The organism is Deinococcus detaillensis (assembly GCF_007280555.1).
GTDB classification, from domain to species: domain Bacteria; phylum Deinococcota; class Deinococci; order Deinococcales; family Deinococcaceae; genus Deinococcus; species Deinococcus detaillensis.
On the sequence record NZ_VKDB01000012.1, the window covers coordinates 32,298 to 54,176 of the forward strand.

Annotated in this window: 22 protein-coding genes and 3 tRNA genes; 8 read left to right on the plus strand and 17 right to left on the minus strand. The window is 62.5% G+C overall.

Annotated elements, in window-relative coordinates:
* Positions 1-50: 50 nt before the first annotated feature.
* From FNU79_RS11440 to FNU79_RS11450, 3 genes are all read right to left on the minus strand, one after another.
* A complete protein-coding gene (locus FNU79_RS11440) occupies positions 51-1,316 on the minus strand; it encodes an ABC transporter substrate-binding protein (protein ID WP_143720975.1) in 1,266 nt (421 codons plus the stop codon).
* A 64-nt stretch (positions 1,317-1,380) separates the two neighbouring features.
* The gene (locus FNU79_RS11445) at positions 1,381-2,244 is read right to left on the minus strand and encodes a MurR/RpiR family transcriptional regulator (protein WP_143720976.1); all 864 of its coding nucleotides are present in this window, start codon (positions 2,242-2,244) and stop codon (positions 1,381-1,383) included.
* Between the two features lie 192 nt (positions 2,245-2,436).
* Positions 2,437-3,375, minus strand: a complete 939-nt coding sequence (locus tag FNU79_RS11450) for a hypothetical protein (RefSeq protein WP_143720977.1) — start codon at positions 3,373-3,375, stop codon at positions 2,437-2,439.
* A 330-nt stretch (positions 3,376-3,705) separates the two neighbouring features.
* On the opposite strand from FNU79_RS11450, the gene FNU79_RS11455 reads away from it, so the two are divergent.
* Both FNU79_RS11455 and FNU79_RS11460 read left to right on the plus strand, forming a co-directional pair.
* Positions 3,706-4,845 carry an FAD-dependent oxidoreductase gene (locus FNU79_RS11455; protein WP_143720978.1) on the plus strand — a complete coding sequence of 380 codons (1,140 nt, stop codon included), beginning with the start codon at positions 3,706-3,708 and terminating at the stop codon, positions 4,843-4,845.
* Between the two features lie 20 nt (positions 4,846-4,865).
* Complete coding sequence (locus FNU79_RS11460) at positions 4,866-5,426, plus strand: chloramphenicol phosphotransferase CPT family protein (protein WP_143720979.1); 561 nt, start codon at positions 4,866-4,868, stop codon at positions 5,424-5,426.
* A gap of 18 nt (positions 5,427-5,444) precedes the next feature.
* Here FNU79_RS11460 and lipA read toward each other — a convergent pair whose 3' ends face one another.
* The 3 genes from lipA to FNU79_RS11475 form a co-directional block, all read right to left on the minus strand.
* The gene (gene lipA / locus FNU79_RS11465; RefSeq protein ID WP_143720980.1) at positions 5,445-6,437 is read right to left on the minus strand and encodes a lipoyl synthase; all 993 of its coding nucleotides are present in this window, start codon (positions 6,435-6,437) and stop codon (positions 5,445-5,447) included.
* Positions 6,434-7,198 (minus strand): lipoyl(octanoyl) transferase LipB, encoded by a 765-nt coding sequence (lipB, locus tag FNU79_RS11470; protein WP_143720981.1) that lies wholly within the window; start codon positions 7,196-7,198, stop codon positions 6,434-6,436. The genes lipA and lipB overlap by 4 nt, the downstream gene beginning before the upstream one ends.
* Positions 7,199-7,366: 168 nt before the next feature.
* Complete coding sequence (locus FNU79_RS11475) at positions 7,367-8,233, minus strand: peptidoglycan DD-metalloendopeptidase family protein (RefSeq protein ID WP_225430030.1); 867 nt, start codon at positions 8,231-8,233, stop codon at positions 7,367-7,369.
* A gap of 59 nt (positions 8,234-8,292) precedes the next feature.
* Between FNU79_RS11475 and truA the strand changes: the two genes are divergently transcribed.
* Positions 8,293-9,099 (plus strand): tRNA pseudouridine(38-40) synthase TruA, encoded by an 807-nt coding sequence (gene truA, locus FNU79_RS11480; protein ID WP_143721036.1) that lies wholly within the window; start codon positions 8,293-8,295, stop codon positions 9,097-9,099.
* Between the two features lie 3 nt (positions 9,100-9,102).
* Here truA and FNU79_RS11485 read toward each other — a convergent pair whose 3' ends face one another.
* Positions 9,103-9,447: a hypothetical protein gene (locus FNU79_RS11485; RefSeq protein ID WP_143720982.1), complete on the minus strand. Its 345-nt coding sequence runs from the start codon at positions 9,445-9,447 to the stop codon at positions 9,103-9,105.
* Between the two features lie 333 nt (positions 9,448-9,780).
* Positions 9,781-9,865: transfer RNA gene (locus tag FNU79_RS11490), tRNA-Leu, on the minus strand.
* 299 nt (positions 9,866-10,164) lie between these two features.
* Here FNU79_RS11490 and FNU79_RS11495 point away from each other — a divergent pair.
* Positions 10,165-10,572: a hypothetical protein gene (locus FNU79_RS11495; protein ID WP_143720983.1), complete on the plus strand. Its 408-nt coding sequence runs from the start codon at positions 10,165-10,167 to the stop codon at positions 10,570-10,572.
* 105 nt (positions 10,573-10,677) lie between these two features.
* Here FNU79_RS11495 and FNU79_RS11500 read toward each other — a convergent pair whose 3' ends face one another.
* From FNU79_RS11500 to FNU79_RS11530, 7 genes are all read right to left on the minus strand, one after another.
* A complete protein-coding gene (locus FNU79_RS11500) occupies positions 10,678-12,246 on the minus strand; it encodes an ABC transporter permease subunit (protein ID WP_143720984.1) in 1,569 nt (522 codons plus the stop codon).
* On the minus strand, positions 12,243-13,226 hold the full coding sequence (locus FNU79_RS11505; RefSeq protein WP_143720985.1) for a DMT family transporter: 984 nt from the start codon (positions 13,224-13,226) through the stop codon (positions 12,243-12,245). Before FNU79_RS11505 ends, FNU79_RS11500 begins: the two co-directional genes overlap by 4 nt.
* Before the next feature lie 149 nt (positions 13,227-13,375).
* Entirely contained in the window at positions 13,376-14,032 is a 657-nt protein-coding gene (phoU, locus tag FNU79_RS11510) for a phosphate signaling complex protein PhoU (protein WP_143720986.1), read from the minus strand.
* Positions 14,033-14,258: 226 nt separating this feature from the next.
* Positions 14,259-15,221: a sensor histidine kinase gene (locus FNU79_RS11515; RefSeq protein ID WP_143720987.1), complete on the minus strand. Its 963-nt coding sequence runs from the start codon at positions 15,219-15,221 to the stop codon at positions 14,259-14,261.
* Positions 15,209-15,892 (minus strand): winged helix-turn-helix domain-containing protein, encoded by a 684-nt coding sequence (locus tag FNU79_RS11520; protein WP_143720988.1) that lies wholly within the window; start codon positions 15,890-15,892, stop codon positions 15,209-15,211. The genes FNU79_RS11515 and FNU79_RS11520 overlap by 13 nt, the downstream gene beginning before the upstream one ends.
* 18 nt (positions 15,893-15,910) lie before the next feature.
* Positions 15,911-16,489 carry an AAA family ATPase gene (locus FNU79_RS11525; RefSeq protein ID WP_225430031.1) on the minus strand — a complete coding sequence of 193 codons (579 nt, stop codon included), beginning with the start codon at positions 16,487-16,489 and terminating at the stop codon, positions 15,911-15,913.
* Positions 16,490-16,511: 22 nt separating this feature from the next.
* Positions 16,512-17,180 (minus strand): MBL fold metallo-hydrolase, encoded by a 669-nt coding sequence (locus tag FNU79_RS11530; protein WP_124871018.1) that lies wholly within the window; start codon positions 17,178-17,180, stop codon positions 16,512-16,514.
* A gap of 84 nt (positions 17,181-17,264) precedes the next feature.
* Here FNU79_RS11530 and FNU79_RS11535 point away from each other — a divergent pair, with 84 nt between their 5' ends.
* Positions 17,265-17,498: a hypothetical protein gene (locus FNU79_RS11535; RefSeq protein ID WP_143720989.1), complete on the plus strand. Its 234-nt coding sequence runs from the start codon at positions 17,265-17,267 to the stop codon at positions 17,496-17,498.
* A 53-nt stretch (positions 17,499-17,551) separates the two neighbouring features.
* Here the strand turns inward: FNU79_RS11535 and FNU79_RS11540 are convergent.
* Positions 17,552-17,627: transfer RNA gene (locus FNU79_RS11540), tRNA-Trp, on the minus strand.
* A 363-nt stretch (positions 17,628-17,990) separates the two neighbouring features.
* Here FNU79_RS11540 and FNU79_RS11545 point away from each other — a divergent pair.
* The 3 genes from FNU79_RS11545 to FNU79_RS11555 all read left to right on the plus strand — a co-directional run bounded on the left by FNU79_RS11545 (position 17,991) and on the right by FNU79_RS11555 (position 20,933).
* Complete coding sequence (locus FNU79_RS11545) at positions 17,991-19,466, plus strand: DEAD/DEAH box helicase (protein ID WP_225430032.1); 1,476 nt, start codon at positions 17,991-17,993, stop codon at positions 19,464-19,466.
* Positions 19,467-19,673: 207 nt separating this feature from the next.
* A tRNA-Gln gene (locus FNU79_RS11550) sits at positions 19,674-19,747 on the plus strand.
* A gap of 160 nt (positions 19,748-19,907) precedes the next feature.
* On the plus strand, positions 19,908-20,933 hold the full coding sequence (locus tag FNU79_RS11555; RefSeq protein ID WP_143720990.1) for a DUF4384 domain-containing protein: 1,026 nt from the start codon (positions 19,908-19,910) through the stop codon (positions 20,931-20,933).
* A gap of 130 nt (positions 20,934-21,063) precedes the next feature.
* On the opposite strand, the gene FNU79_RS11560 is transcribed toward FNU79_RS11555, so the two are convergent.
* A complete protein-coding gene (locus tag FNU79_RS11560; protein ID WP_143720991.1) occupies positions 21,064-21,816 on the minus strand; it encodes an ABC transporter substrate-binding protein in 753 nt (250 codons plus the stop codon).
* Positions 21,817-21,879: the final 63 nt, after the last annotated feature.

A 21,879-nucleotide genomic window follows, 5' to 3' on the forward strand; every position in this document is an offset into this window, starting at 1 on the left:
GCCCACCTGACCTAGGGGAGGCGGTGGGCTTTTCACCAAGTCGGCAGAGCTTATTTCTTCATGTTGGCGTTCCAGTACGTTACCGAGTCGTCCAGAGCCGCTTTGGGCGTTTTCTTGCCGAGCAGGGCCGCTTCGATGTTGTCACTGAAGTTCTTGTAGAGGTCGTCGCTGTTGCCAGGAGCCTTGAAGCCGGGGTTGATGTACTGGCCCGACGCGCCGACCAGGCTGGTCGCCTTGGCAATCGGATCGGTGCTGACCTTCTTGAAGTAAGCGTCATTTTTGGCGGCGGCGGTGGTCGGCACAATCGGCACGATCTTGGCAAAGGCGATCTGGTTGGCGTTGTTGGTAAAGAAGGCGGCGAGTTTGGCGGCCTCGGCGGGATGTTTGCTGGCGTTGGGAATCACCAGGCCCATGCTGGTGCCGGTCTGCACCTGGGCCTTGCCCAGCGGCGCAGTGGTCACGACTGTTTTGGCGTACAAGCTGGGGTTGGTGTCTTTGATGCGGTTGAGCGCCTGCGGCCCGCCCACGATCATGGCGACTTTGTTTTGGGCGTACAGCTCGGTGGCGAGTTGGAAGGCTTCTTTACGCAGCCCGTCTTCGGGGAAATAACCGCCCTTGAACAGATCGACGTATTTTTGCAGCAGAGCCACGTGCGCCGCGCTGTTGAACGCCGCTTTGCCGCTGGCGTCGTAAATCGGCAGGCCGTCCGAGAAAAAGTAGCCCAGGAACGACGCGCCGCCCGGATCTTTGAGTGCCGGAACCCAGGCGTAAGCGCCGGTTTTGTCTTTGATGGTCTTGACCATGCTGAGCAGCTCAGTCATGTTGCGCGGCGCTTTGACGCCCGCTTTGGTCATCAAATCGGGATTGTAGAGCAGCACGCCTTCGTTGAGCGAGCCGTACCAGGGGTAGCCGTAGACTTTGCCGCCGATGGTGAAGTTGGCCAGCGTCTGCGGGTAATACACCGACTTGAGGGTACTCATCGGCGTCAGGGTGTCCACCGGCTTGAGGAAGCTGTTTTGGGCGGCCTTGGAGGTTTCGTCGATGTTGAGGTTGACCACGTCGGGGGCGCTGCCCATGTTCACGCTGGAAATAAAGTCCTGCACCATGGTGTCCTGCTTGTCAAACCACTTGACCGTGATGTTGGGGTTGGCTTTTTCGAAGGCGGTGATGGTGTCTTTGATGTAGCCGTCGAATTTGGGGCTGAGATACCAGGTCCAGAACTGCACTTCGACAGGCGATTGGGCAGCGGCGGTGCCGAGGGCGAGGCTCAGGCCGAGGGTCAGCAAGCGGGCAGCGGTCTTGGTCTTGGTCTTCATGGTGTCTCCTTATGAACTGGCCCGAATGGGGCCGGAAAAAAACGGGGAAAGGTGAGGCGTCAGTTCAGTACTTTTTTTCCACCACCGATTCGGCGGTCACGCGCAGCATGGCGTGGGCTTCGGGGCGGCGGTCTAAGAGGGAGCGGTAAAGCATTTCCAGCACCAGCGCCTGCGAGGTCAGGGTGCCCAGCACGCTGTCGCTGAGCGGGTCTTCCTGGGTGGAGGTAAACAGCACCGCGCTGGCGTAGCGCGTAACCGGACTTCGGGCGCGGTGGGTGATCGCCAGCGTGAAATGACCCTGCGACTGCGCCAGCCTCAGGTGCTGCACGGTGTCGATGGTGCTGCCGGAACTGCTCAGGCCGATAACCACGCCGCCCCTGGGAAGGCTGCTGATGGCCACCGCTGCCAGGTGAGGATCGGTGTGGACCACCGCCGTGACGCCGATTCGCATTAAGCGGTGAGCGAAGTAAATCGCCAGCAGGCCGCTGTTGCCCTGTCCGGTGAGATCGACTCTGGGAGCGCGGGCGAGGCGCTCGGCCACCTGCTCCAGCACGGCAGGGTCAAGCAGTTGGGCGGTGTCGTCGAGGGTCTGGGCAGTCTGCCGGGCCAGGGCGGTGGCCTGTCCCCTGGGGCCGCCTTCCTGCGGCATGGCCTTGCTCTCACGGCCCAGCACGTCGGCGGCCAGCGCGATTTTGAAAGCGTGAAATCCGGCAAAGTCCAGTTTGCGGCACAGCCGGGTGATGGTCGCCTCGCCCACCCCCACATTGGTCGCCAGCTCGGTGATGGTCTGATGCACCACGTTCTCGGCGTCTTGCAGGACGTGGTCGGCCACCCGCCGCAAGCTGGGCGAAAGGTTGTCGGCCTGAAGCCGAATGCGGCCCAGTGCACCGCCAGAAACGAATGAACGGGAAACCAGCGCTTGCGTCAAGTGGGGCCTCCTGAATGTTGCCGATACAAGAAAGGCGAAACCGGACAAAGCCGACTGAAGCGGCTTCCTCGCGGTTATGAAGAGCTGAAAAGTAAAAATGAAGACTGTAAAAACATTCTGATGGTAAAAATTATTTTTGTCAAGCGGATATCTTCGGCTAAAAATTTCTGCCAGCTCCCACACTACTGAGCGTCAATTCAGTGGGCAGCGGCCCTTGGGCAGGGCGTATTTGTCGGCCAGCTTGGGATTGACGCTGTAGCCCAGATCAGCCAGCGCTCCCAGCGTGAGGGCGCTAATGGGGTTGACCCGGTCGGTCACGTCGCCCGCGCTGCCCGACAGAATTTCGGAGCACACCACTTCGCCCGCCCAGTGGCCCTGATCGGGGTCGAGCAAGATGCCCTTGCCCTTGCCGCCGAGCGCTTGATAAGCGGCCAAGGCGCGTGGAGCGGTGTAATACCACTTGCCGCTGCGCTTAGCAATCAAGTTTTTGTTGTCGCTCTCGCCGCTCAGTGACACCCGCTCATCCACCGTCCAGAGGGTGCCGACGCCGAGGGCGTGCAGCAGCTCGTGGATGATGGTGTCGCGCAGTTCCGGCTCGGCGAGGTCGCTCAGGCCGCGTGAATTGAGATCCACCGCACCGTAGATCGGTAAATAGGTCTTGTCGTGCAGCGAGCAAGGCGCGGAGTCACCGTACACGTCGTCGCCCAAATCCTTGACCGTGATGTAGGCGACGAAGTGGTTCAGCCGCTCCTTTATGGTGGGAAAACCTTTGTCGCAATCGTTGGCGGGCAGGTCGAGCATGACCGGCTGGTAATTGGAGGTGATGAGTCCGGCCACCCGGTTGGCAGCGGCCTGCAAGGTGGCTTGCTGGGTAGCGGTCAGCGCCTTGCCCCTAAGCCGGAGCTCGATCACGAAAGGAGCCCTGGCACGGCTCAGCAGCGGGGTGGGCCGTGCACGCCCGAGCGGCGGATGCTTGGTGGCGGGCCGCTGGACTGCGGCTTGCCGGACTGGGGTTTGCCGGACTGCGGATTGCTGGATTGGCCCGCTGACGGCCAAACTCAAAGACGCGCCCAGCACGCCAGCCAACATTGCCCCAGTGCTCAACTTCAGTCGCCAACGGTTGTTTGCCACGCGCTTTCTCCTTACCAAACTCAGTCTGGGCAGCTTAGCGCAGGCATATGAAGCGGCGCTCCTCTTCAGTGGCTGGCTCGACCGCCACGCTGCCAAACGCCGCCAGATTGAGTGTTTCTCCCAGTTCCGTCCTTTCTGAATGGTGGGCCGCCCAAATGGTGAGCTCCGTAGGGATTTACCCAAGCTCAGGTGACATCTGGACTGACCGAGCGTGCATATAACCTTTCAGACCTCGCGGACAGACAGACCCCCGCGCCGAACTTCTCCGCCCCCTCACGTTTCCAACACCCACGCTTCACAGCTTCTCTACTGCCGTGAACGGGAGGTTCTATGTCCGTTTTGCCCTCTGCTCCCATTCTGGTTGTCGGCGCTGGCCCGGCTGGACTCGCCGCCGCGCTCGGCCTGGCCCGCGCTGGGCGGGACGTACGGATCATCGACCACCACGCTCAGCGCAGCGCCCATTCCCGCGCCATCGGCATCAACAGCCGGACGCTGGGGCTGCTCGATTCGTTTGGGGTCAGCGCCGAGCTGGTGGCGGCGGGGCAGCGGGTCGGCGCGCTCAACGTGCATCTGGGTGAACGCCGCCTCAAACTGGATTACCGCAAGTTGCCGGTCAAGCACAACTTCTTGCTGACGCTGCACCAGAGCGAAACCGAGCGCTTGATGGAACAGGCCCTGAACGGGTACGGCGTGCAGGTGGAGCGCGGGCGCACCCTGACCCAGCTTGAAGTCGCCGGCGGGCAGGCCAGCGGGATTATCGGAGGCGCGGCGGGCGCAGAAATCTTCACCGCTCCCCACCTGATCGCTGCCGACGGCGTTCGCAGCTTCGTTCGGCAGACGCTGGGCATTCCCTTTGTCGGCCACACGTTGCCGGGCCAGTGGGCGCTGGCCGATGTGCGCCTGGACTGGGCGTACGGCCATGAGGAGGCCCAGGTCTTCACGCGGCGCGGCGGAGCGCTGCTGGCCTTTTGCTACGGCAACGGCCTGCATCACATCCTGGCGACCTCGCCTGAACTCCTCAGCGAGTTGCCAGAGGGCACGCGGGTGCTGGAGGTATTGGGCCAGTCCACCTTTGAAGTGCAGCACCGCGTGGCGGCCCAGCGTTCCAGCGGCCCGGTCATGCTGATCGGCGACGCCGCCCACGCGCAGTCACCCGTCGGCTCACGCGGCATGAATCACGGGATCGAGGACGGTCTGAGCGCGGCCCACAGCCTGATCACCCGCACCGAGGAGCGCTCAAGCCGTCAGCGTTGGGCACGCGGCCAGCACACCGTCAGGCTGACCGAACTGCAAACTCGCCTGCTCGCCACCACCTCGGCGGCGGCGCAGGCCGCGAGAAACTTCTGCCTGCCGCTGGCGCTGGGCCTGCCGAAGGTGGACACCTGGCTGCTGCACGAACTCAGTGGCCTCGGCCAGAACGCCGCGCCCGCACCGCGCCCCGCTTTCACGCCGCGCCTCGGCTGGCTGTGAGGGCAGCATACTGAACACCAATGGCTCAGCAACCCGCCCAAATCATCTTGCTCAACGGAGCGTCCAGTGCTGGAAAGTCCACACTCTGCCGACACCTGCAAGCCCAATTGCCGCAGCCGTTTTTATATTTCGCGCTCGATTTGCTGCTGTTTGGCGAGGGCGTCATCGCAAAGTGGCCCGGCGTGGAGGCTTTCGAGTGGTCGCGGCAGCGTCCCAAACTCTTTGACGGCTACCACCGCTCGCTGGCCGCCTTCGCTGCTGCGGGCAACCACCTGATCGCCGACTACGTGCTGGAAACAAAAGACACGTTGGACGATCTGGCGCGGCTGCTTGCCCCTTTCGACGTATTTTTTGTGGGCGTGCATTGCCCCTTGCCGGAGCTGGAGCGCCGCGAACGGGCACGGGGAGACCGCCGCATCGGTGACGCCCGCGAAGATTATGAGCGGGTACATACTTTCAGCGGTTACGACTTTGAAGTGGATTCGCTGGGAGCGCCGGAGGATAACGCGGCCAGGATTATGGCGGCCTGGCAACAACGAAAAAGCCCCAGCACGTTTGAGCAAATCCACGCTCGACGCTGAGGCAGTGGGAACGAAGTCTTACAGCAGGCTCAATCCGTCTTCGGCGTTGAGGTGGCTCAGGTGCGCGGGCATGGCGCGGGGGCGGTTCATCACGATCTGCTCGGCTTTGTAGCTGCTGCGGACCAGTGGCCCCGACACCACTTCCAGAAAGCCCAGCGACAGGCCGATCTCGCGGAATTCGTCGAACTCCTCGGGCGTCACGTAGCGCTCAACCACCAGATGATGCATGGTGGGGCGCAGGTACTGGCCGAACGTCACCACGTCCACGTCGGCGGCCCGCAGATCGCGCATGGTTTCGATCACTTCTTCACGGGTTTCACCGAGGCCCAGCATCACGCTGGTTTTGGTGATCACGTCGGGTCGGCTGGCCTTGGCGTGCTTGAGCACTTTCAGGGTCTGGTCGTAGCTGGCGCGAATGTCGCGGACCGGGTGGGTCAGGCGGCGCACCGTTTCGATGTTCTGGGCATACACGTCCACGCCGCTGTCCAGCACCAAGTCCACACAGGCAGTGTTGCCGCTGAAGTCGGGTGTCAGCGATTCCACGCGGGTTCCGGGGTTGACTTTTTTGATGGCCGTCACAGTTTTGGCAAAATGGTACGCGCCGCCGTCAGGCAAATCGTCGCGGTCAACCGAGGTCAGTACCACGTACTTGAGGCCCATCAGCCGCACGCTGTCGGCCACGCCCGCCGGTTCGTCGAGGTCAAGTTTGCCCATCGGATTGCCGGTGTCAACGGCGCAAAAGCGGCAGCCCCGCGTGCAGATATGGCCCATCAGCATGAAGGTGGCCGTGCCCCGGCTCCAGCACTCACCGATATTGGGGCACATGGCCTCCTCGCAGACGGTGTGCAAGCGGTGTTCCTTGACGATAGAGCGCACTTCTTTGAAGGTTTCGCCGGTCGGAATGCGGACTTTGAGCCACGCTGGTTTCTGATCGCGCACAGGGGTGCTGTCTTTGCGGTAGATGCCGTTTTTGATGAACTTGGGTTCTTGAGCCTTGTTTTCTCGGGTCATGCGGGGCCTCCAACGCTTGGAATTGTTTGGGTTTGAATGCTCTGAAACGGCAATACGGGCAGCGTCCAATCATAGTCTTTGAACGTTTGAGCAAACGCCTCAGCGACCGCTTGTTTGACGGCGCTCATACTGGGGGCTTGACCCATCTCGCGCAACTGATACTCGCGTTCTAAGCTGGTCATCTGGGTGTCGGTCAACCCGCACGGCACGATCAAGTCGAAGTGATCCAGGTTGGTGCTGATATTCAGGCCCACGCCGTGCAGCGCCACGTGCCGCTTGATCGCCACGCCGATGCTGGCGATTTTTTGGTGGCGCATCAGGCCGTTGACTTCGCGGTCAGGCACGTAGATGCCCGCGTAACCCGGATTGGGGCGGGTATCGTGCAGGTTCAGCGCCGCCAGAGCCAGCAAAGTCGCCTCTTCCAAGAGCCGCAAAAAATCGCGGACTTTACGGCCCACTGGAAAAATGGCGTAGATCACCAGTTGGCCCGGCCCGTGATAGGTCACGTCGCCGCCGCGCTCGATCTCGTGAACGCCGATGTCCTGCGCCGCCAGATACTCACGGGTCACGACGATGTTTTCACCGGCCTGGGCTTTGCGGCCCAGCGTCAGCACGGCGGGGTGCTCGGCCAGCAGCAAGGTGGGCCGCCCACCGGAAGCCACCCGCGCATGGTGCTGCTTTTGAATGTCCCACGCCGCTTGGTAATCAACCAAGCCGAGGTCGGTGACCTCAAAGGCGGGGGCAAGGAACGAACTGTTCATGTCCGTCAGTTTACGCCCGCGCTCAGGTGCATGCAGCATCAAACGGCACGGTTGAAGCGGAGATTGACCACTCGGAGCTGTCAATCCAGCAAGGCGTGATGCGGCGGTGCGGGAGTGGCGAACGATAAAACCTGCATTCACTCCCTGCTCAATCGGCTTCTTGCCTTCCTACAGCAAGCTCAGCGGGTTTTTGGGCACGTCCCACAAATAGGTGCCGAAATGCAGGTGCGGCCCGGTGGAGCGCCCAGTGTCGCCGCTGCGCCCGATGACCTGGCCGCGCACCACGCTGTCGCCCACGCGGGCCAGATTACGGCTGAGGTGGGCGTAACGGGTTTTCCAACCGTCACCGTGATCCACGATGATCGTCCAGCCCCAGCCACGGGCGAAGTCGGCCCGCGACTCGGTCACCCGGCCTCCCCGGGCAGCCCGCACCAATGTGCCTTCGGGAACCACGATGTCCACACCGTAGTGCATTTCCTGGTCGCCGTCGATGTTGCGCTCGCCGTAGCCGCTGCTGACCCAGCCTTGCACCGGCCAGTTCCAACTGCGGGAACCGGAAGCAGGAGCCAGCGGACGCAAGCTGGCGGTTTTGATGACGGCCTGGGGACTTGGGCCTCTGGCTTTGGCTGCCGCGACAACCACCCGGCGGGCCGGAATGTACAGCACTTTTCCGGCCAGGAGCGGCCTACCGGCGCTCAGGCCAGCGTTGGCCCGCACCAACTGAGACAAGCTGAGCCGGTAGCGGGCGGCGACGCTGCTCAGCGTTTCACCGCTCCTGACGCGGTGGCTGGTGGCCACTTTGTGGGCGTCAGGCAGGCGAATGCTTTTTCCGGCCTGCACCGCATTGAGATCACGGATTTGCGGATTGGCCGCCCGCAGTTGCCCCACGCTGAGGCCGGTGCGCTTGGCGATTAGGGTCAGGTTGTCGCCTGCCTGGACGGTATAGGTACCCGCTGCTTGTGCGTTCCAACACAACAGCAAGCTGGCACACACCAAACCCCATACGGGGTGACTTTTTTTGCGCGGTCTCGACACGGTTTCTCCCAACACAGACCCGTATTGTCGCTAAAATCGGCGGGTGTTTGGTGAATGTGATGCAGGCTGAGACCAATGACCGGAGAAGGCACCGCCCACCGCAGGACTTTGAGCGCTGGCGAGTGACGCTGAGCTGGCACGGCGCGGGCTTTGTCGGCTGGCAATCGCAGCCCAGCGCCCGCAGCGTGCAAGATACACTGTGGCAAGCGTTCGGGCCGCTGCTGGGCGCTCCCGAGGACGCTTTTCGCCCGGTGGCAGCGGGCCGCACCGACGCGGGCGTTCACGCCGAGGCGATGACGGCCCACCTTGATCTGCGGCTGGGGAGCTTAAAGCCTAAACCCGCCCAGCTCGCCCGCGCCCTGAATGCTCACCTGCCCGCCGACTTGGCCGTGACCGAGATATCGCCCGCACCGCCTCACTTCCACGCCCGCTTTACCTGCACCGAGCGCCGGTATGTCTACCGTGTGCTCAACACGCCGCAGCGCCGCCCACTCTGGGAAGGCCGGGCGCTGCACCATCCGGCGGAGCTCGATTTGGCCGCCGTGCGCCGGGCCGCCGCGCTGCTGATTGGTCAGCACGACTTTGCTGCGTTTGCCACCCAAGAAGAGCGCCAGACTGTGCGGGAGCTGCGCCGCTTGGACATGATCCAGCGGGGCGAGCTGCTTGAATTTGAAGTGGCGGGCGAGAGCTTTTTGCGCCATATGGTGCGCGGCCTCGTCGGCACGCTGCTCAAAGTCGGTGCAGGCCAACTCAGCGCCGAGCAGGTGCAGGCGGTGCTGGCCTCGCGCCAGCGTTCACGGGCCGCCGCCAATGTTCCGGCGCACGGCCTGTATTTCAGCGGAGCGGTATACGGGCCAGAAAGTTAAACCTCAGGGAACGAGCTCAGGCCCCTTCCAGTGGCGTTTGTTGAGCATGGCCATTCGCCTCGGATTGCTTATGACCCGAAGGGCGTAAACGAAAATCAGCAGAACCGGAACACTGCCTATCAGAATCGCCAGCCACCAGACCGGCGAGTAGAGCTCGATCAGCAGGGCCATGACACCGATGAGGGCCACTCCGTGAAAGAGCAAACTCAGTGCTCCCCACAGCAGTCGACGCCTCCGGAACAGGTAAGGAGCGTCTCGGTAATGCAGTTGGCGTGCTCCACTCCGCAGGAGCAGCGCAGCCAGAGCCAGCAGCAGGAGATCGGCGAGGATGGGGTGGAGCGGGGACATGCACTTTGTTTTAGCGCAAACCTGTTTTGCCAAACTTCTTCTTTTGTTACAGGCCCCTTCACCGAGTCAGGGGCCCCCAATATGCGGCCTGAGGACAACATGTCATCGTCAAATCGTCCAGCATGAAGCCCCGCGCTTTGGAATGCTCCACGATCACCCTTTTACGAGAGCAGGCCTCATTTTTTTGCCTGGCTTTGTCGCACCGTCTCCGCAGGCCCCACATTTGATCCGCGCTGCTCTGCTGGCCACTTCGCGCCGCTTCAAAAACGGAGCGAGGCCCGCCGGACACCAAACGAAAAACCCCGCCACGAGACGAGGTTTAGGCTTCCTGCTTGGTGCCGAGAACGGGACTTGAACCCGTATGCCGTGAAGCGTTCGATTTTAAGTCGAGTGCGTCTACCGATTCCGCCATCCCGGCCCACAAGCGGCCCGAAGTATAGCGCACGCACAGCGGCGCGGGAAGCGGCCTTGAGACGCCTTTTATTTTTCGCAGAAATGGTGAAGGCGCTGGGCTGTGTTTGCAGTCAGGAGCGCGTCAGGAAGCGGGTTTGGGGCGTTTCAGCACAGCAACTGGGGCTGCACACAATCTCCATTTGTTCTGCGCTCAGCCTGCAACGCAGCGTCGCATTCTTTGTTCAAGGACGGAGTAAAGCCGCCCAACGCAAGCCAGCCGAACAAACCCCTTACCCTCAATCATCCCTTCAAAGGAGAACCACCATGCCTAAGTCCATTTTGAGCGTCCTGACCCTGACCGCCGCCCTGAGCTTCGTGCCCGCCAGTACCGCTTTTGCTTCGACCATGCCCGCCCCCATCAGCGGCGCTTCCTACAGCCCGCTGTACACCGAGTCCGATTGGATGACCCTGACAGTGCCGGTTTCTGAACTCGGCGGCACCATTCCCAGCGACCTTGCCCTGAGTGCCAGCGGTTTGCCCGAAGGCACCAGCATCGCCCTGACTGGCGTTTCGCAAGACGGCAATTACGCGGTGCTGGCCGTCTCGGTGGCCCGCAGCGACCTCAGCGTGGCAGTCAACGCCGACAGCCTGGTGACCCTGACTTCCGGCGACAAGGTTCTGACCAGCTTCAATGTGCCGGTGGTGGGCGTCGCTTACAACAGCAGCTTCTGAACAACCGATCAATAAGCCAGCAGCCGGAAAGAGATTTTTCTTCCGGCTGCTTTTTGCTATGCTCCATTGCCAAGGTCAGTGCTCAGCCCGATCCCATTGCTCAGCTCAGCGCCCGCGCCGCCGCTGTTCGCGCCTCTCCAGCCACGCCACCACGCTGTAGAGGGCCACGCCCAGCAGCACCAGTAGGGCAATCGCCGCAAAGACTCTGGGCGTTTGGTACGACTGCCGCGCCTGATTGATGGCAAAGCCCAGCCCGCGCTGGTTGCTGGTAAATTCCCAGACCACCGCGCCGATCAGCGCCAGACTCAGCGACAAGCGCAGCCCGCCGAGCAGCACTGGCAGAGCCCCGGGAAGTTCGAGGTGCAGCAAGCGCTGAAGCGGCGTGGCCCGCAGGGTGCTGAAGAGTTCTTGGTAAGTGCGGTCGACTTCGCGCACGCCGACCAGAGTCGACACCAGCACTGGATAGAAAGCGGTCAGGGCGCTCACCAGAATGCCCGGCAAAATCCCGAAGCCCAGCCACAGCAGCAGCACCGGAGCCAGCACCACCGTCGGGGTGCTCTGGCTGGCGATCAGCAGCGGGCTCAAAAAGCGCTCCAGCCACCGGAGACGCGCCATCGGGTAGCCGATCAGCACGCCGAAAGCGCTGCCCAGCAGTGCTCCCAGCAAGGCCACTGCGGCGGTGTAGCCGAGTTGCGAGAGCAGATCGGCGCGGTTTTGCCAGAACACCTGCCAGACCCTCAGCGGGGTGGGCAGCAGGTAATCGGCGTCGATTCGCACCGCCAGCGCTTGCCAGATCAGCAGGCCCAGCGCCAGCGCCAAGACCGGCAACCATTCGGATTTGCTGCGCTCTGCTGGCGGCGGCGACCAGTTGTGGGTGCTGTCCCCGCTGCCGAGGAGTGAGCGCAACTGCGCTTCGGTACCCTCAGTGTAAGCGCTCAGCCGCCCCTGACCGCGCGTTTCGAGCAGCGCCACGATTTTGCCGCCGCGCAGCACCGCCACCCTATCGGCCAGCAGCACCGCTTCACGAATCGAGTGCGTGACCATCAAGGTGGTCTGGCCAGTTTTTTCGTGCAGATGGCGCAGCTCGTCGTTGAAGCGCTCGCGCACCAGAGCGTCGAGAGCGGCGAACGGCTCGTCGAGCAGCAAAATGTCGCCCGACTGCGCCAGAGCGCGGGCCAGCCCCACCCGCGCCCGCATGCCGCCGGAGAGCTGGGCTGGCAGGTAATCGCCGTAAGCCGCCATGCCCACCAACTTCAGCGCCTCGCCGGGGGTCAGCACCCCACCCGAGCCGAGTTCACACGGCAGCGAGACGTTTCTGAGGGCCGAGCGCCACGGCAACAAGCGGTCGTCTTGAAAGACGTAGGCGGGCCGCCCGCGCACCGCCACTTCTCCCGAATCGGCGCGGAGCAGCCCTGAGACGATTCTCAGCAGCGTGCTTTTGCCGCCGCCCGAAGGCCCGATGATTGCCAAGAACTCGCCGCGCCGCACCTCCAGATTGACGCCGCTGAGCACCTCGCGCCCGCCGAGGCGCAAGCTCACATCCTGAAGTTCGATGGCCGCCGTGCCGGAGACGCTGCCCCTGACATCAACTTGCGGCAGCTCAGCGGGTGGATGAGGGGCTGCTGGCTCAGGTAACGGTTGATTGGGCAGCGGTTGGTCAGACAGCGGGGTCATGAAAGCCTGCGGGTTTCAGCGCTGGGCTGGGCGGTTGAGTCAGGTTGTGCGATTGGATCAGACTGGATGCGGGCAGGCGCGGGGCGGCCCAAAGTGTTGACCAACAGCACCCCGATAAGCGCCACCGCGCCGCCGATCAGCGAAATTCCTCCCGGCACCTCGCCCAGCCACAGCCAAGCGATCAGGGTGGCCAGCACCGGACTGACAAATAAGAAACTGGTGGTGGCGCTGGCACTCACCCGCGAAAGCGCAAATGTCCATGTCAGGTACGCCAGCGCCGAGGGAAAAATCCCCAAATAAATGACCGCCAAGTGAGCGCTCAGCGGCGCGGCCCGCCACTCGCCCGCGAAGCCCGGCAGGAAAATCAGCATCGGCAGCGTGCCCAGCAGCAAACTCCAAACCGTGAAATTTAGCGGCTTCATGCGCCCGAGAATGGGCCGCTGGAACACGAAGTAAATGCTGGTAAACAGCGCGGCCAGCAAAATCAAAATCGCGCCGCCGGTAAACGACACGCCCTGCCCGCCGCCCAAGACGATCAGCAGCACGCCCGCCAAGCTGATGAAGGTGCCGAGCCAGCCGAGCAGAGTCAGCTTTTCTGCGGCAAAGCGGGTAGCGATCAGCGCCGTGATGACTGGCCCCGCCGCGATAATGAGGCTGGCGGTTCCGGCGGGCACGCTCTGTTCGCCGTAATTGAGCAGCGCGTGATACAGCGTGATGCCGCAAAATGACAGCCCAAAAATTCGTAGCGCGTCGGCGCGGCTGGGCAGCGGGATTCGGGTAATGAGTGCGTAGACGAGCAGCACGGCTGAGGCCACCAGAAAGCGGTAGAGCGTCAGGTGGCCCGGCGAGAAGACCTGTAAACCCGCCCGAATGCCCGCGAACGCCGAAGCCCAAAACAAAATAGTGATGCAGATGGCCCCCAGACTCAGGGCGTCGAGGCGGGAGGACGGCGCGGGAACAGGCGGTGAAACGGGCGTCATGGCCGCAGCTTAGCAGGCAGGCTGGGGAGCGATTGAAGCGGAATTCGGGTCAGAGGGAGTGGTTGGTGGGAAGTAGGAAGTGGTCAGTGGAAACAGCGCCAAAAGCTGTTCAACCACTGACCACTCCCCTATCTCCGCTCCCCAGTCCTTCAGTCACGCATCTGCGTTTCGCGCTGGCCGGTGATCCAGTAATTCAGGCGCTCGGCCACGTTTTCCATGTGGTCGCCGATGCGCTCCAAGCTGCGGCCCACACGCATCAGGGTCAAGCTCTTGGAGATGTTGCGCGGGTCTTCGAGCATGTAGGTGACGAGTTCACGCTGGGTCTGCTCGTAGAGGTCGTCGACTTCATCGTCCATCTGCAAGGTTTCGTTGGCCTTCTTCACGTCTCGCTCGGTGATGGCCGTGCGCAGATGCACGCTCATTTCTTGCAGGCGCTCCAGCATCCGGCCCAAGTTGACGTAGCGCTTGAGGGGCGCGGCCTGCGCCAGTTCCGCGCTGTCGGCGGCCACGTGAACGGCGTAGTCGCCCATCCGCTCGATATCCGATAAGCTCTTGAGGACAAGCGCCACCAAGCGCAGATCGCGGGCGACCGGCTGGTGCAGGGCGATAATCCGCAGGCACTCGGCTTCGATCTGGGTTTCCAGCGCGTCGACTTCGCGGTCAATCGAGCGAATTTCGGGAAGGCGTTTGACATTTTGGTGCAGCAGCACGTCAGCGGCAATCGGCAGCATCCGCTCTACCGTACTGAGCATTTCGAGGGCGTCACGCAGCACTTTTTGCAAATCTTGTTCCAACACTTCACGCATACCGGCTCCTTAGAGACCCTACTTTAATCCCCTTGACCGTAAGAGGCGGATGTCAGGGCTTTGTCTGCTTGCGGCTCGGGCGTTACTCCCGCTCATACGGATTCCGGCCATTCTGTTCTCTTTCGGAAAAGTACCGAAAGCCAACTCCATTCTGGAATCCGTATTTTTTCCTACTCCCTCCAGTCGGGTCAACAGTTATTTCATAACTGATTGACCGGAATTCTTATCAGACCAAGCCCGCCACGCCCGGCAAGGTGAACACGAAGGCGTTGCGCCCTTCCCGGCGCTCGGCCCAGGCCTGACCGCCCCAGCCCTGCACGATGCTGCGGACGATATAAAGCCCCATGCCGCTGCCGAGGCCCGGCGCGTGATCGCCGCGTGTATGGGCCTGAAACAGATGCTCGGTGCTGCTGAGCGCCTCACCTTCGTCGCTGACCGAGACTTCCACCCAGCTTCCCCGCGCCGCCGCCCGCACCTCGATGGCCGCGCCGCGCGGCCCGTACTTGAGGGCATTTTCGGTGAGGTTGAGCAGAATTTGCAGCAGCTTGTCGGGGTCGGCCCGCACCAGATGGTCATCGCCGAAGCTGAGTTGGGCCGCGTGGGCGCTGAGTTCGGGGAGCAGCAGCCGCTCGGCCCGCAAAAAGACCTCGCTGAGCGGCACGGTGCGGGCGCGGGTCGGCCTGAAACCCACCGCCAAGTCTTCGACCAAGCGGGCAAGGCGCTCGACTTCTTGCAGGCCCTGTTTGACAAAGCTCTGCTGCATCTCGGTGGGCATGGCGTATTCCAGCGCTTCCAACACCCCGCGCAGGCCGGTTACGGGGGTGCGGAACTCGTGCGACAAGATGGCGGTGGCTTCGCGCAACTCGGCTTCGCGGCGGCGGTGGTCGGTGACGTCTTCGACAATCAATGCACCCGGCACCGCCACGCAGCGCAGGGTGCGGCCCGCTACGTCGAGTTCGAGTTCGCCGCCGCGCTCGGCCAGCGCTTCGAGGGTGTGGCGGCGCAGCACTTCGAGCAGCGTGCGCCCCGCCGCTTTCTGGTTACTGACCCCCCACAGCCGGGCGGCGGCGGCGTTCAGGTGGGTGATTCGGCCTTCCTCGAAGCGCACCACCGCCTGCGGCAAGGCGTCCTGCCAGGCATCAGACTCAGGAAGGGCGTCCGGCGAGCGCCCGGCGCTCAGGGCGTCCATGTCCGCATCCGGTAGCCCTTGCCGCGCACCGTTTCCAGAAACCTGGGGCTGGCCGGATCGTCGCCGAGGTGGGCACGCAACTGGGTGATGTGCTGATCCACCGTGCGCTCACCACCCAAAAAGTCCGCGCCCCAGACCCTATCGAGCAGTTCGGTGCGCGAGTAGACCCGCCCAGCGTTGAGCGCCAAAAAAGTCAGCAGATCGAACTCGCGGCGGGTCAGGTTGAGTGCCGCGCCGTCTTTCTTGGCTTCGGCGGCGGGCACGTCGATGCTGAGCGGCCCCAGCGCGATGACCTGCGGCATTTCGGCTTGGGTGCGCCGCAGCAGCGCCCGCACCCGCGCCACCAGCTCGGCGGCCGAGAACGGCTTGGTGAGGTAATCGTCGGCTCCCGTTTCTAAGCCCTCGACCCGCTCGGCCTCGGCGGCGCGGGCGGTGAGCATCAGCACCGGCAGCTTTTTGAGTTCCTGATCCGCCCGCAGCCGCCGCAAAAAACTCAGGCCGCTCTCACCGGGCAACATCCAGTCGAGCACCAGGGCGTCGGCGGCAGTAAGGCTAGGCAGGGCGTCTTCCACGGTGCCAAACGCCGATACCCGCAGTCCGGCCCGCTCCAAGTGAAATTTCAGCACGCCCTGAACGGTGCTCTCGTCTTCAATGACCACCACATGGCTCACGCCCTTTATTCTGGCAGCTTAGGTCAGGGGGCTGTCAGCTTGGGCTTGGCGGTGGGCAAATTCCACGATTTGCCGGGCGGATTCTGCGGGTTGAAAGGCGGAAGTATACAGCACCAGCGCGTCAGGCGGCGGGGGAAGGAGGTCGGCTGAGGAGAGCGTAGCGCGGAGCATCGCCACATCGCGCATCTTCGCTCGTTCCAACCGTTCAGGGAGGGTCATCCGGCGTTCCAGTTCGCTCAGGTTGCACTCCAGCCAGACAGGAACATAGATGGCTGATCTCACCGCCACCAAGTCACGCCTGGCCTGAATGGCCGCTGGCCCTGACGGACGAGTCGTCAGATAGCTCGTGAAAATATGGCTTACGTCCGGGGGCGCGAGGCAGGCCGCTTCCAGCCCCAGCTTGCGAACTTGCGCCGCCAGCGCGTGAATCTCATCGGGAATGGGCCGCAGTCCGTCTGCGCCGTAAGGCCTAAACACCGCGTCATTGAACAGGTGATTGTCGAGGAGAACCGCGCCGGTCAGTTCAGCCAGCACCAAGCCGATGGTTCGCTTGCCACTCCCCGGTGGGCCGACCAAATGGAAGACAAGTGGCCTCACCTTTCTTTTCCCACACCCGATCTCAAAGCAAAAACGGATTGCTGGCTTTCTCGGCCCCGATGCTGCTGCTGCCGCCGTGACCCGGGTAAATGGCAGTGCCCTCCGGCAAGCTGAGCAGCTCTGCTTTGATGCCCTGCATCAGTTGGGGGTGGCTGCCGCCCGGCAAATCGGTGCGCCCGATGCCGCCCTGAAACAGCGTGTCGCCCACGATGGCCAGCCCCTCGCCCAGCAGCACCACATGCCCCGGCGCGTGGCCCGGCAGCTCGCGGGCAATCAGTTCGAGTTTGCCCGCCTTAAAGACCTGCCCCTGCTCCATAAAGTGTTCGGGGTCGGCGGGCTGCACGAACGGCAGATTCCAGCGCTCGGCGCTCTGCGCTCCGGCGCGGTAAATCGGCAGATCGGCCTCGTGCAGCCACACCGGCACATTCAGCGCTTCCCTGAGCGGCTGCACCGCCCCGATGTGGTCGAAATGCGCGTGGGTCAGCAAAATGGCCCGCACCTTGACGCCGTGACGCATCACCCACGCCAAAATTTTGCTGGCCTCATCGCCCGGATCGATCAAAAAGCCCTCGGCGCTGGCCGCGTCCCACACCAGAACGGCGTTTTCCTGGAGGGGGCCGGTGGGTAAGCTGGCGACCCGGAACTGGCCGTGCTGAGCGGGAAGGGGGCCGTTGTTGCTGCTGCTGGTCATACTTCACAGTCTAAGCGGCCCGAATGAAGAAAAGTGCTGAGATCCCCTGCCCTCAACCCCATTACTCGGTGGCACACTGGGGGGATGGAAGAACGTGAACTCAATTTTGCCAAAGAAATCTTGCAGGGCAGAAGCGCCAGCGCCGTCAGCGACGACGAAGTGCTGGCCGGGGCCGAGAGATTGCTGTCGGGCTGGATGGCGGGCGATCTCAAGATGGAGCGCCCCAAACTGTATGACCACTACGCCCTGCTGCTGGCGGCGCTACTGCGCAAAGTAGCCTCACTCGAAGAACGGGTCAAAGCACTGGAAGAGCGGTAGCATCCAGCTCATAACCGAAAAAACCCCGCACGCAGCGGGGCATTTTACTTTTGTGGCGGGCCCTGCAGGACTTGAACCTACGACCCTCGGTTTTGGAGACCGATGCTCTACCAACTGAGCTAAGAACCCCCGCCTGTACTTCTCGGTCGCCACCAGCGAACTTCGGAAGCCTAGACAGTTTAACACCGCTGCCCCGGCGGTGCAAGCTAGGCCGATCAGCTTAAAGAACTGGCGTGCTGTGCTGGGGTGTTCCTGCCTGAGTAGCAGGCCGAAACTGTGCCCCGAGATGCGCTAGACTCTTTTGCAAGTGGGCCGCTGCCCTGATTTATTTTTGTACCCCTCACACAACACTGCGGCCAGATGAACGTCCCGCGTTCACCGTGTTGACCATATGGCACACCCCCTTCGCCGCAGGGCTGGCGAAATTTTGCCGCTTTCACATAAACCGAACAATTCACCGCCGCAGGGCGGGTTTCTGTTCGTGAGGTTCAAATGACTGTTTTAGACGCGCCCCGCCCCACCAATGATGCCGCTGCACCCAGCACCGCCGTTTCCTTCACCTTTCAGGAGATGCAGCTGCCCGCGCCGCTGCGCGAGGCCATTGACGCACTGAAGTACACCGTCCCCACCGAGATTCAGGGCTTGGCTCTGCCGCCCGCCCGCATGGGCAAGGACGTGCTGGGCACCGCCGCGACGGGTTCCGGCAAGACCGTGGCCTTTTTGCTGCCGGTGATCGAGCGCCTGCTGACCCAGCGGGCACGCGGCACCCGCGCTCTAGTGCTGGCTCCCACCCGCGAACTGGCCGCGCAAATCGAAGAAGTCGCCCGCGTCCTGATCGCCAACACCCACCTCAAGGTCGTCAGCATTTTCGGCGGCGTGTCGCAGGGGCCCCAGCAAAAAGCGCTGCGGGCCGGCACCGACATCGTGATCGCCACGCCGGGCCGCCTGCTCGACCACATCGGGCAGGGCAATATCAATTTCAGCGCCCTCGAAGTGCTGGTGCTCGACGAAGCTGACAGAATGCTCGACCTGGGCTTCTTGCCTGACATCCGCCGGGTGCTGCGCGTGTTGCCCGACAAGCGTCAGACCTTGCTGTTCTCGGCCACCATGCCCGACAGCATCCTCAAGTTGGCCGGCGAGTTTCAGCACAACCCGGTGCGTGTGGGCGTCAAGCACCAGGGCCGCACCAACGACAAGATCGCCGAGGCGCTGTTTCCGGTTCACGGCGAACTCAAGTCCAAGCTGCTGATTGGCCTGCTGGCCGACGCCGAGGTCAACATGGACAGCGTGCTGGTGTTTACCCGCACCAAGCACCGCGCCAACCGCCTGGCCGAGCAACTGGTCAACGCCGGAATCAGCGCCGAGCGCATTCACGGCAACCGCTCGCAAAATGCCCGCACCGAAGCGCTCTCGGGCTTCAAGAGCGGCAAATACCGGGTGCTGGTCGCTACCGACATCGCCGCACGCGGCATCGACATCGATTCGCTGGGCCACGTAGTGAACTTCGACGTGCCAGTGGCCGCCGAGGACTACGTCCACCGGGCTGGCCGCACCGCCCGCGCCGGCAAGAGCGGCACCGCCTTTACCCTGGTCAGCCCACAGGAAGAAGACGAGATCCGCAGCATCGAGCGCTTCACCAAGCGCACCCTGACCCGCCGTAACCTGGAAGGCTTTGATTACCACGCCAAAGTCGAAGGCAAGTTGGAGCAGCCCCGCCCCGCTCAAGGTGGACGCGGCAGGAGCCAGCAAGGCGGTCAAAGGAGCGGCGGTGGGCAGACACAGGCCCGCAGCGGCGGCGCAGGAAGCCAGGGCGGTCAAAGCGGGCAGGGCGGCGGTGGCCAGCGCCAGAGCCGCCCTGCTGATAGCCGCAATGCCACACCCCGAAATGACGCGGGCAGAAGTGATATGGCCAGAAGCGACGTGGGTGGCGGGCGTGTGGGGCCACAACCGGCTCGCCGCCGCCGCTAAGCACCCTTCAGCTCAAAAAGTCCAGCTCTCCTTAACCGGATTGAGCTGGGTTTTTTTGGGCCGAGCGCCAGCGCCTCAGTGCGTGCAGGCGCTGCGAAGTTCCTCGCCTTTTGCCGCTGCCGCCTCACTTGACCAACGCCCCGCCCCGCTGGTATACTTTCCCCCGTTCTATGCTTCCCCGGCCAAGCACCAAGCGGGAAGAGGTGATGGGGCATCGTCCAACGGCAGGACACCACTCTTTGGAAGTGGTGATCATGGTTCGAATCCATGTGCCCCAACCAACGCACGCGCTGATACAAAACTCAGCGCGTGTTTTTTTGTTTCTCACACCCATCACGCTCTGCAAAGCTGATGCAAGCCTGAACCTTGGTAAAGGGTTTCTCCTCTCGCCCTCATGGGACGTCACCTTTTGCAGTTTAGGCTTCTTTTCAGGAGGCTCCAATGAAAAAACTACTCGTATTGCCCGCCGCTCTGCTGCTCAGCAGCGCTATGGCGGCACCCAAGATCAGCGCCCAGAGCATTATCGTCAACCCGGTTCAGCCTGACCTCAGCGTCTCGGTCTGGACGGACAAGAACCCCGACGGCACCCAAATCCCCAATTACAAAATCGACGAGAAGATCACCCTCAACGTCCGCTCCAGCCAGGACGCCTACGTTTACCTGTTTAACGTGGACGGCACCGGCAAGGTCGATCAGCTTCTCCCCAACCGCTACGCCAACGGCGCGAACTTCGTCAAGGCCAACGTCGTCAAGACCTTCCCCGCAGCGGGCGATCAGTTTACCTTTGACATCGCCGGCCCGGTGGGCCTGAACAAAGTGCTGGTGCTGGCCAGCAAAACCGAACTCAACCTCGGCGACCTCAGCAAGTTCTCCAGCCAGCAGGACTCGTTTGCCGACGTGAATGCCAAAGGCCAGCAGCAGCTCGCTCAGGCCCTGAGCATCGTGGTCAGCCCGATTCCTCAAAACAGCTGGGTCAGCGACACCGCGTTTTACAACGTCGCCTCGCAGCAGCAAAGCCAAACCGGCAACGTCTTTGTCGGCACCAACGTCTCCGGCGCGGTCGTTTACCTGAACGGTCAGCGTCTCGGTGACGCCAACCAGACTTTCAGCGCCATTCGTCCCGGCAACTACCCGCTGCGGATCACCGCCCCCGGCTACCGCGATTACAGCGCCACCATCACGGTACGCGCCAACGCCACCACCAACGTCAACGTGGAATTCAACACCGTCGTGACGCCCGCCCCGCCTGTGAGCAACACTGCGCCGGTCAATATCCGCAGCAGCGTCAACGGCGCACTGATCTTCGTGGACGGACGCCAAGTCGGCACCATTCAAAACGGCGGCCTCGACCTCAACTTGCCGCGCGGTGGACACGAAATCGTGCTGATCGCGCCGGGTTACAACACCTTCGTCAACAACTACAACGTGTCGCAGGGCGGCACCATCACCATCACCCCCAAGCGCTAAACCCCCGCTCTCACTAAAAAGCCCCAGCCAAGTGCTGGGGCTTTTGCTTATTGGTTTTGTTCGTTGCCTGTTTCAATACGAATTGTAACGCGCCCTCAACCTTCCCTTTTTCTGAGCCTCAAACCCCATTTCAGCAGCGCACGTCTTGGCCGAAGTAACTTTTGGACAGCGCGTCGTACTCACCGTTTTTGAGCAGCGTGGCCAGTGCGCCGTTGACGGCTTGGCGCAGCTCCGAATTGCCTTTTTGCACGGCCATGCCGATGCTCTCTCGCCACAACAGATCACCCATTTGCAAGTTGGCTTTGTTGTAGGTTCGGAGCGCTTTTAAGGCGGCGAATTTGTCGGTCACAGTGGCGCTGACCTGACCCGTGGCCACTGCCTGAATGGCGGCCTGCGACGAGCCGTAGACTTTGAGCTGCTTTTCAAACGGCAACTTTTGAATAAAGCCCATGTAGGTGCTGCCCGATTCGGCTCCCAGCAGTTGGCCTGCCATCGCCTTGCTGGTCAGGGGGCCGCCCGGCTGCGCCAGCGACACACCGCCAGTGCAGTAATGCGGCTGAGTAAAATCCACCAGTTTGGCGCGGGTCGAAGTGATGGCATGCGAAGCGATCACCAAGTCATAATCTTTAAAGTTTTTGAGCAGCGAATCAAAATCGCCTTTGACCCAGACCACTTTCAGCCTCAGTTGCTTGGCAATCATTTCGCCCAGGTCAACTTCAAATCCGGCGAATGTGTTGCCCTTCAAATAATTAAACGGCTCGAAATCGACGCTGGTGGCCAGCCGGAGCGTGCCGCTGCTGCGAATATCAGCGTATGAACGGGCCTGCGCCGCTTGACAGAGCAGCGGCACAATCAAGGCGAGAGCGGTAAGGGAACGTTTCAAGGAAAAAGCCTCCTCTTGCCCGCCTTCTTCACAGCATCCGGCGCGGCTCAGCGTGGCTTTAAT

Bases quoted from the DNA above. Each gene is read 5' to 3' on its own strand.
- FNU79_RS11440 (WP_143720975.1), bottom strand. From the start codon at position 1,316: ATGAAGACCAAGACCAAGACCGCTGCCCGCTTGCTGACCCTCGGCCTG.
- FNU79_RS11455 (WP_143720978.1), top strand. From the start codon at position 3,706: ATGTCCGTTTTGCCCTCTGCTCCCATTCTGGTTGTCGGCGCTGGCCCG.
- FNU79_RS11460 (WP_143720979.1), top strand. From the start codon at position 4,866: ATGGCTCAGCAACCCGCCCAAATCATCTTGCTCAACGGAGCGTCCAGT.
- lipA (WP_143720980.1), bottom strand. From the start codon at position 6,437: ATGACCCGAGAAAACAAGGCTCAAGAACCCAAGTTCATCAAAAACGGC.
- lipB (WP_143720981.1), bottom strand. From the start codon at position 7,198: ATGAACAGTTCGTTCCTTGCCCCCGCCTTTGAGGTCACCGACCTCGGC.
- truA (WP_143721036.1), top strand. From the start codon at position 8,293: ATGCAGGCTGAGACCAATGACCGGAGAAGGCACCGCCCACCGCAGGAC.
- FNU79_RS11485 (WP_143720982.1), bottom strand. From the start codon at position 9,447: ATGTCCCCGCTCCACCCCATCCTCGCCGATCTCCTGCTGCTGGCTCTG.
- FNU79_RS11495 (WP_143720983.1), top strand. From the start codon at position 10,165: ATGCCTAAGTCCATTTTGAGCGTCCTGACCCTGACCGCCGCCCTGAGC.
- FNU79_RS11500 (WP_143720984.1), bottom strand. From the start codon at position 12,246: ATGACCCCGCTGTCTGACCAACCGCTGCCCAATCAACCGTTACCTGAG.
- FNU79_RS11505 (WP_143720985.1), bottom strand. From the start codon at position 13,226: ATGACGCCCGTTTCACCGCCTGTTCCCGCGCCGTCCTCCCGCCTCGAC.
- phoU (WP_143720986.1), bottom strand. From the start codon at position 14,032: ATGCGTGAAGTGTTGGAACAAGATTTGCAAAAAGTGCTGCGTGACGCC.
- FNU79_RS11515 (WP_143720987.1), bottom strand. From the start codon at position 15,221: ATGGACGCCCTGAGCGCCGGGCGCTCGCCGGACGCCCTTCCTGAGTCT.
- FNU79_RS11530 (WP_124871018.1), bottom strand. From the start codon at position 17,180: ATGACCAGCAGCAGCAACAACGGCCCCCTTCCCGCTCAGCACGGCCAG.
- FNU79_RS11535 (WP_143720989.1), top strand. From the start codon at position 17,265: ATGGAAGAACGTGAACTCAATTTTGCCAAAGAAATCTTGCAGGGCAGA.
- FNU79_RS11545 (WP_225430032.1), top strand. From the start codon at position 17,991: ATGACTGTTTTAGACGCGCCCCGCCCCACCAATGATGCCGCTGCACCC.
- FNU79_RS11555 (WP_143720990.1), top strand. From the start codon at position 19,908: ATGAAAAAACTACTCGTATTGCCCGCCGCTCTGCTGCTCAGCAGCGCT.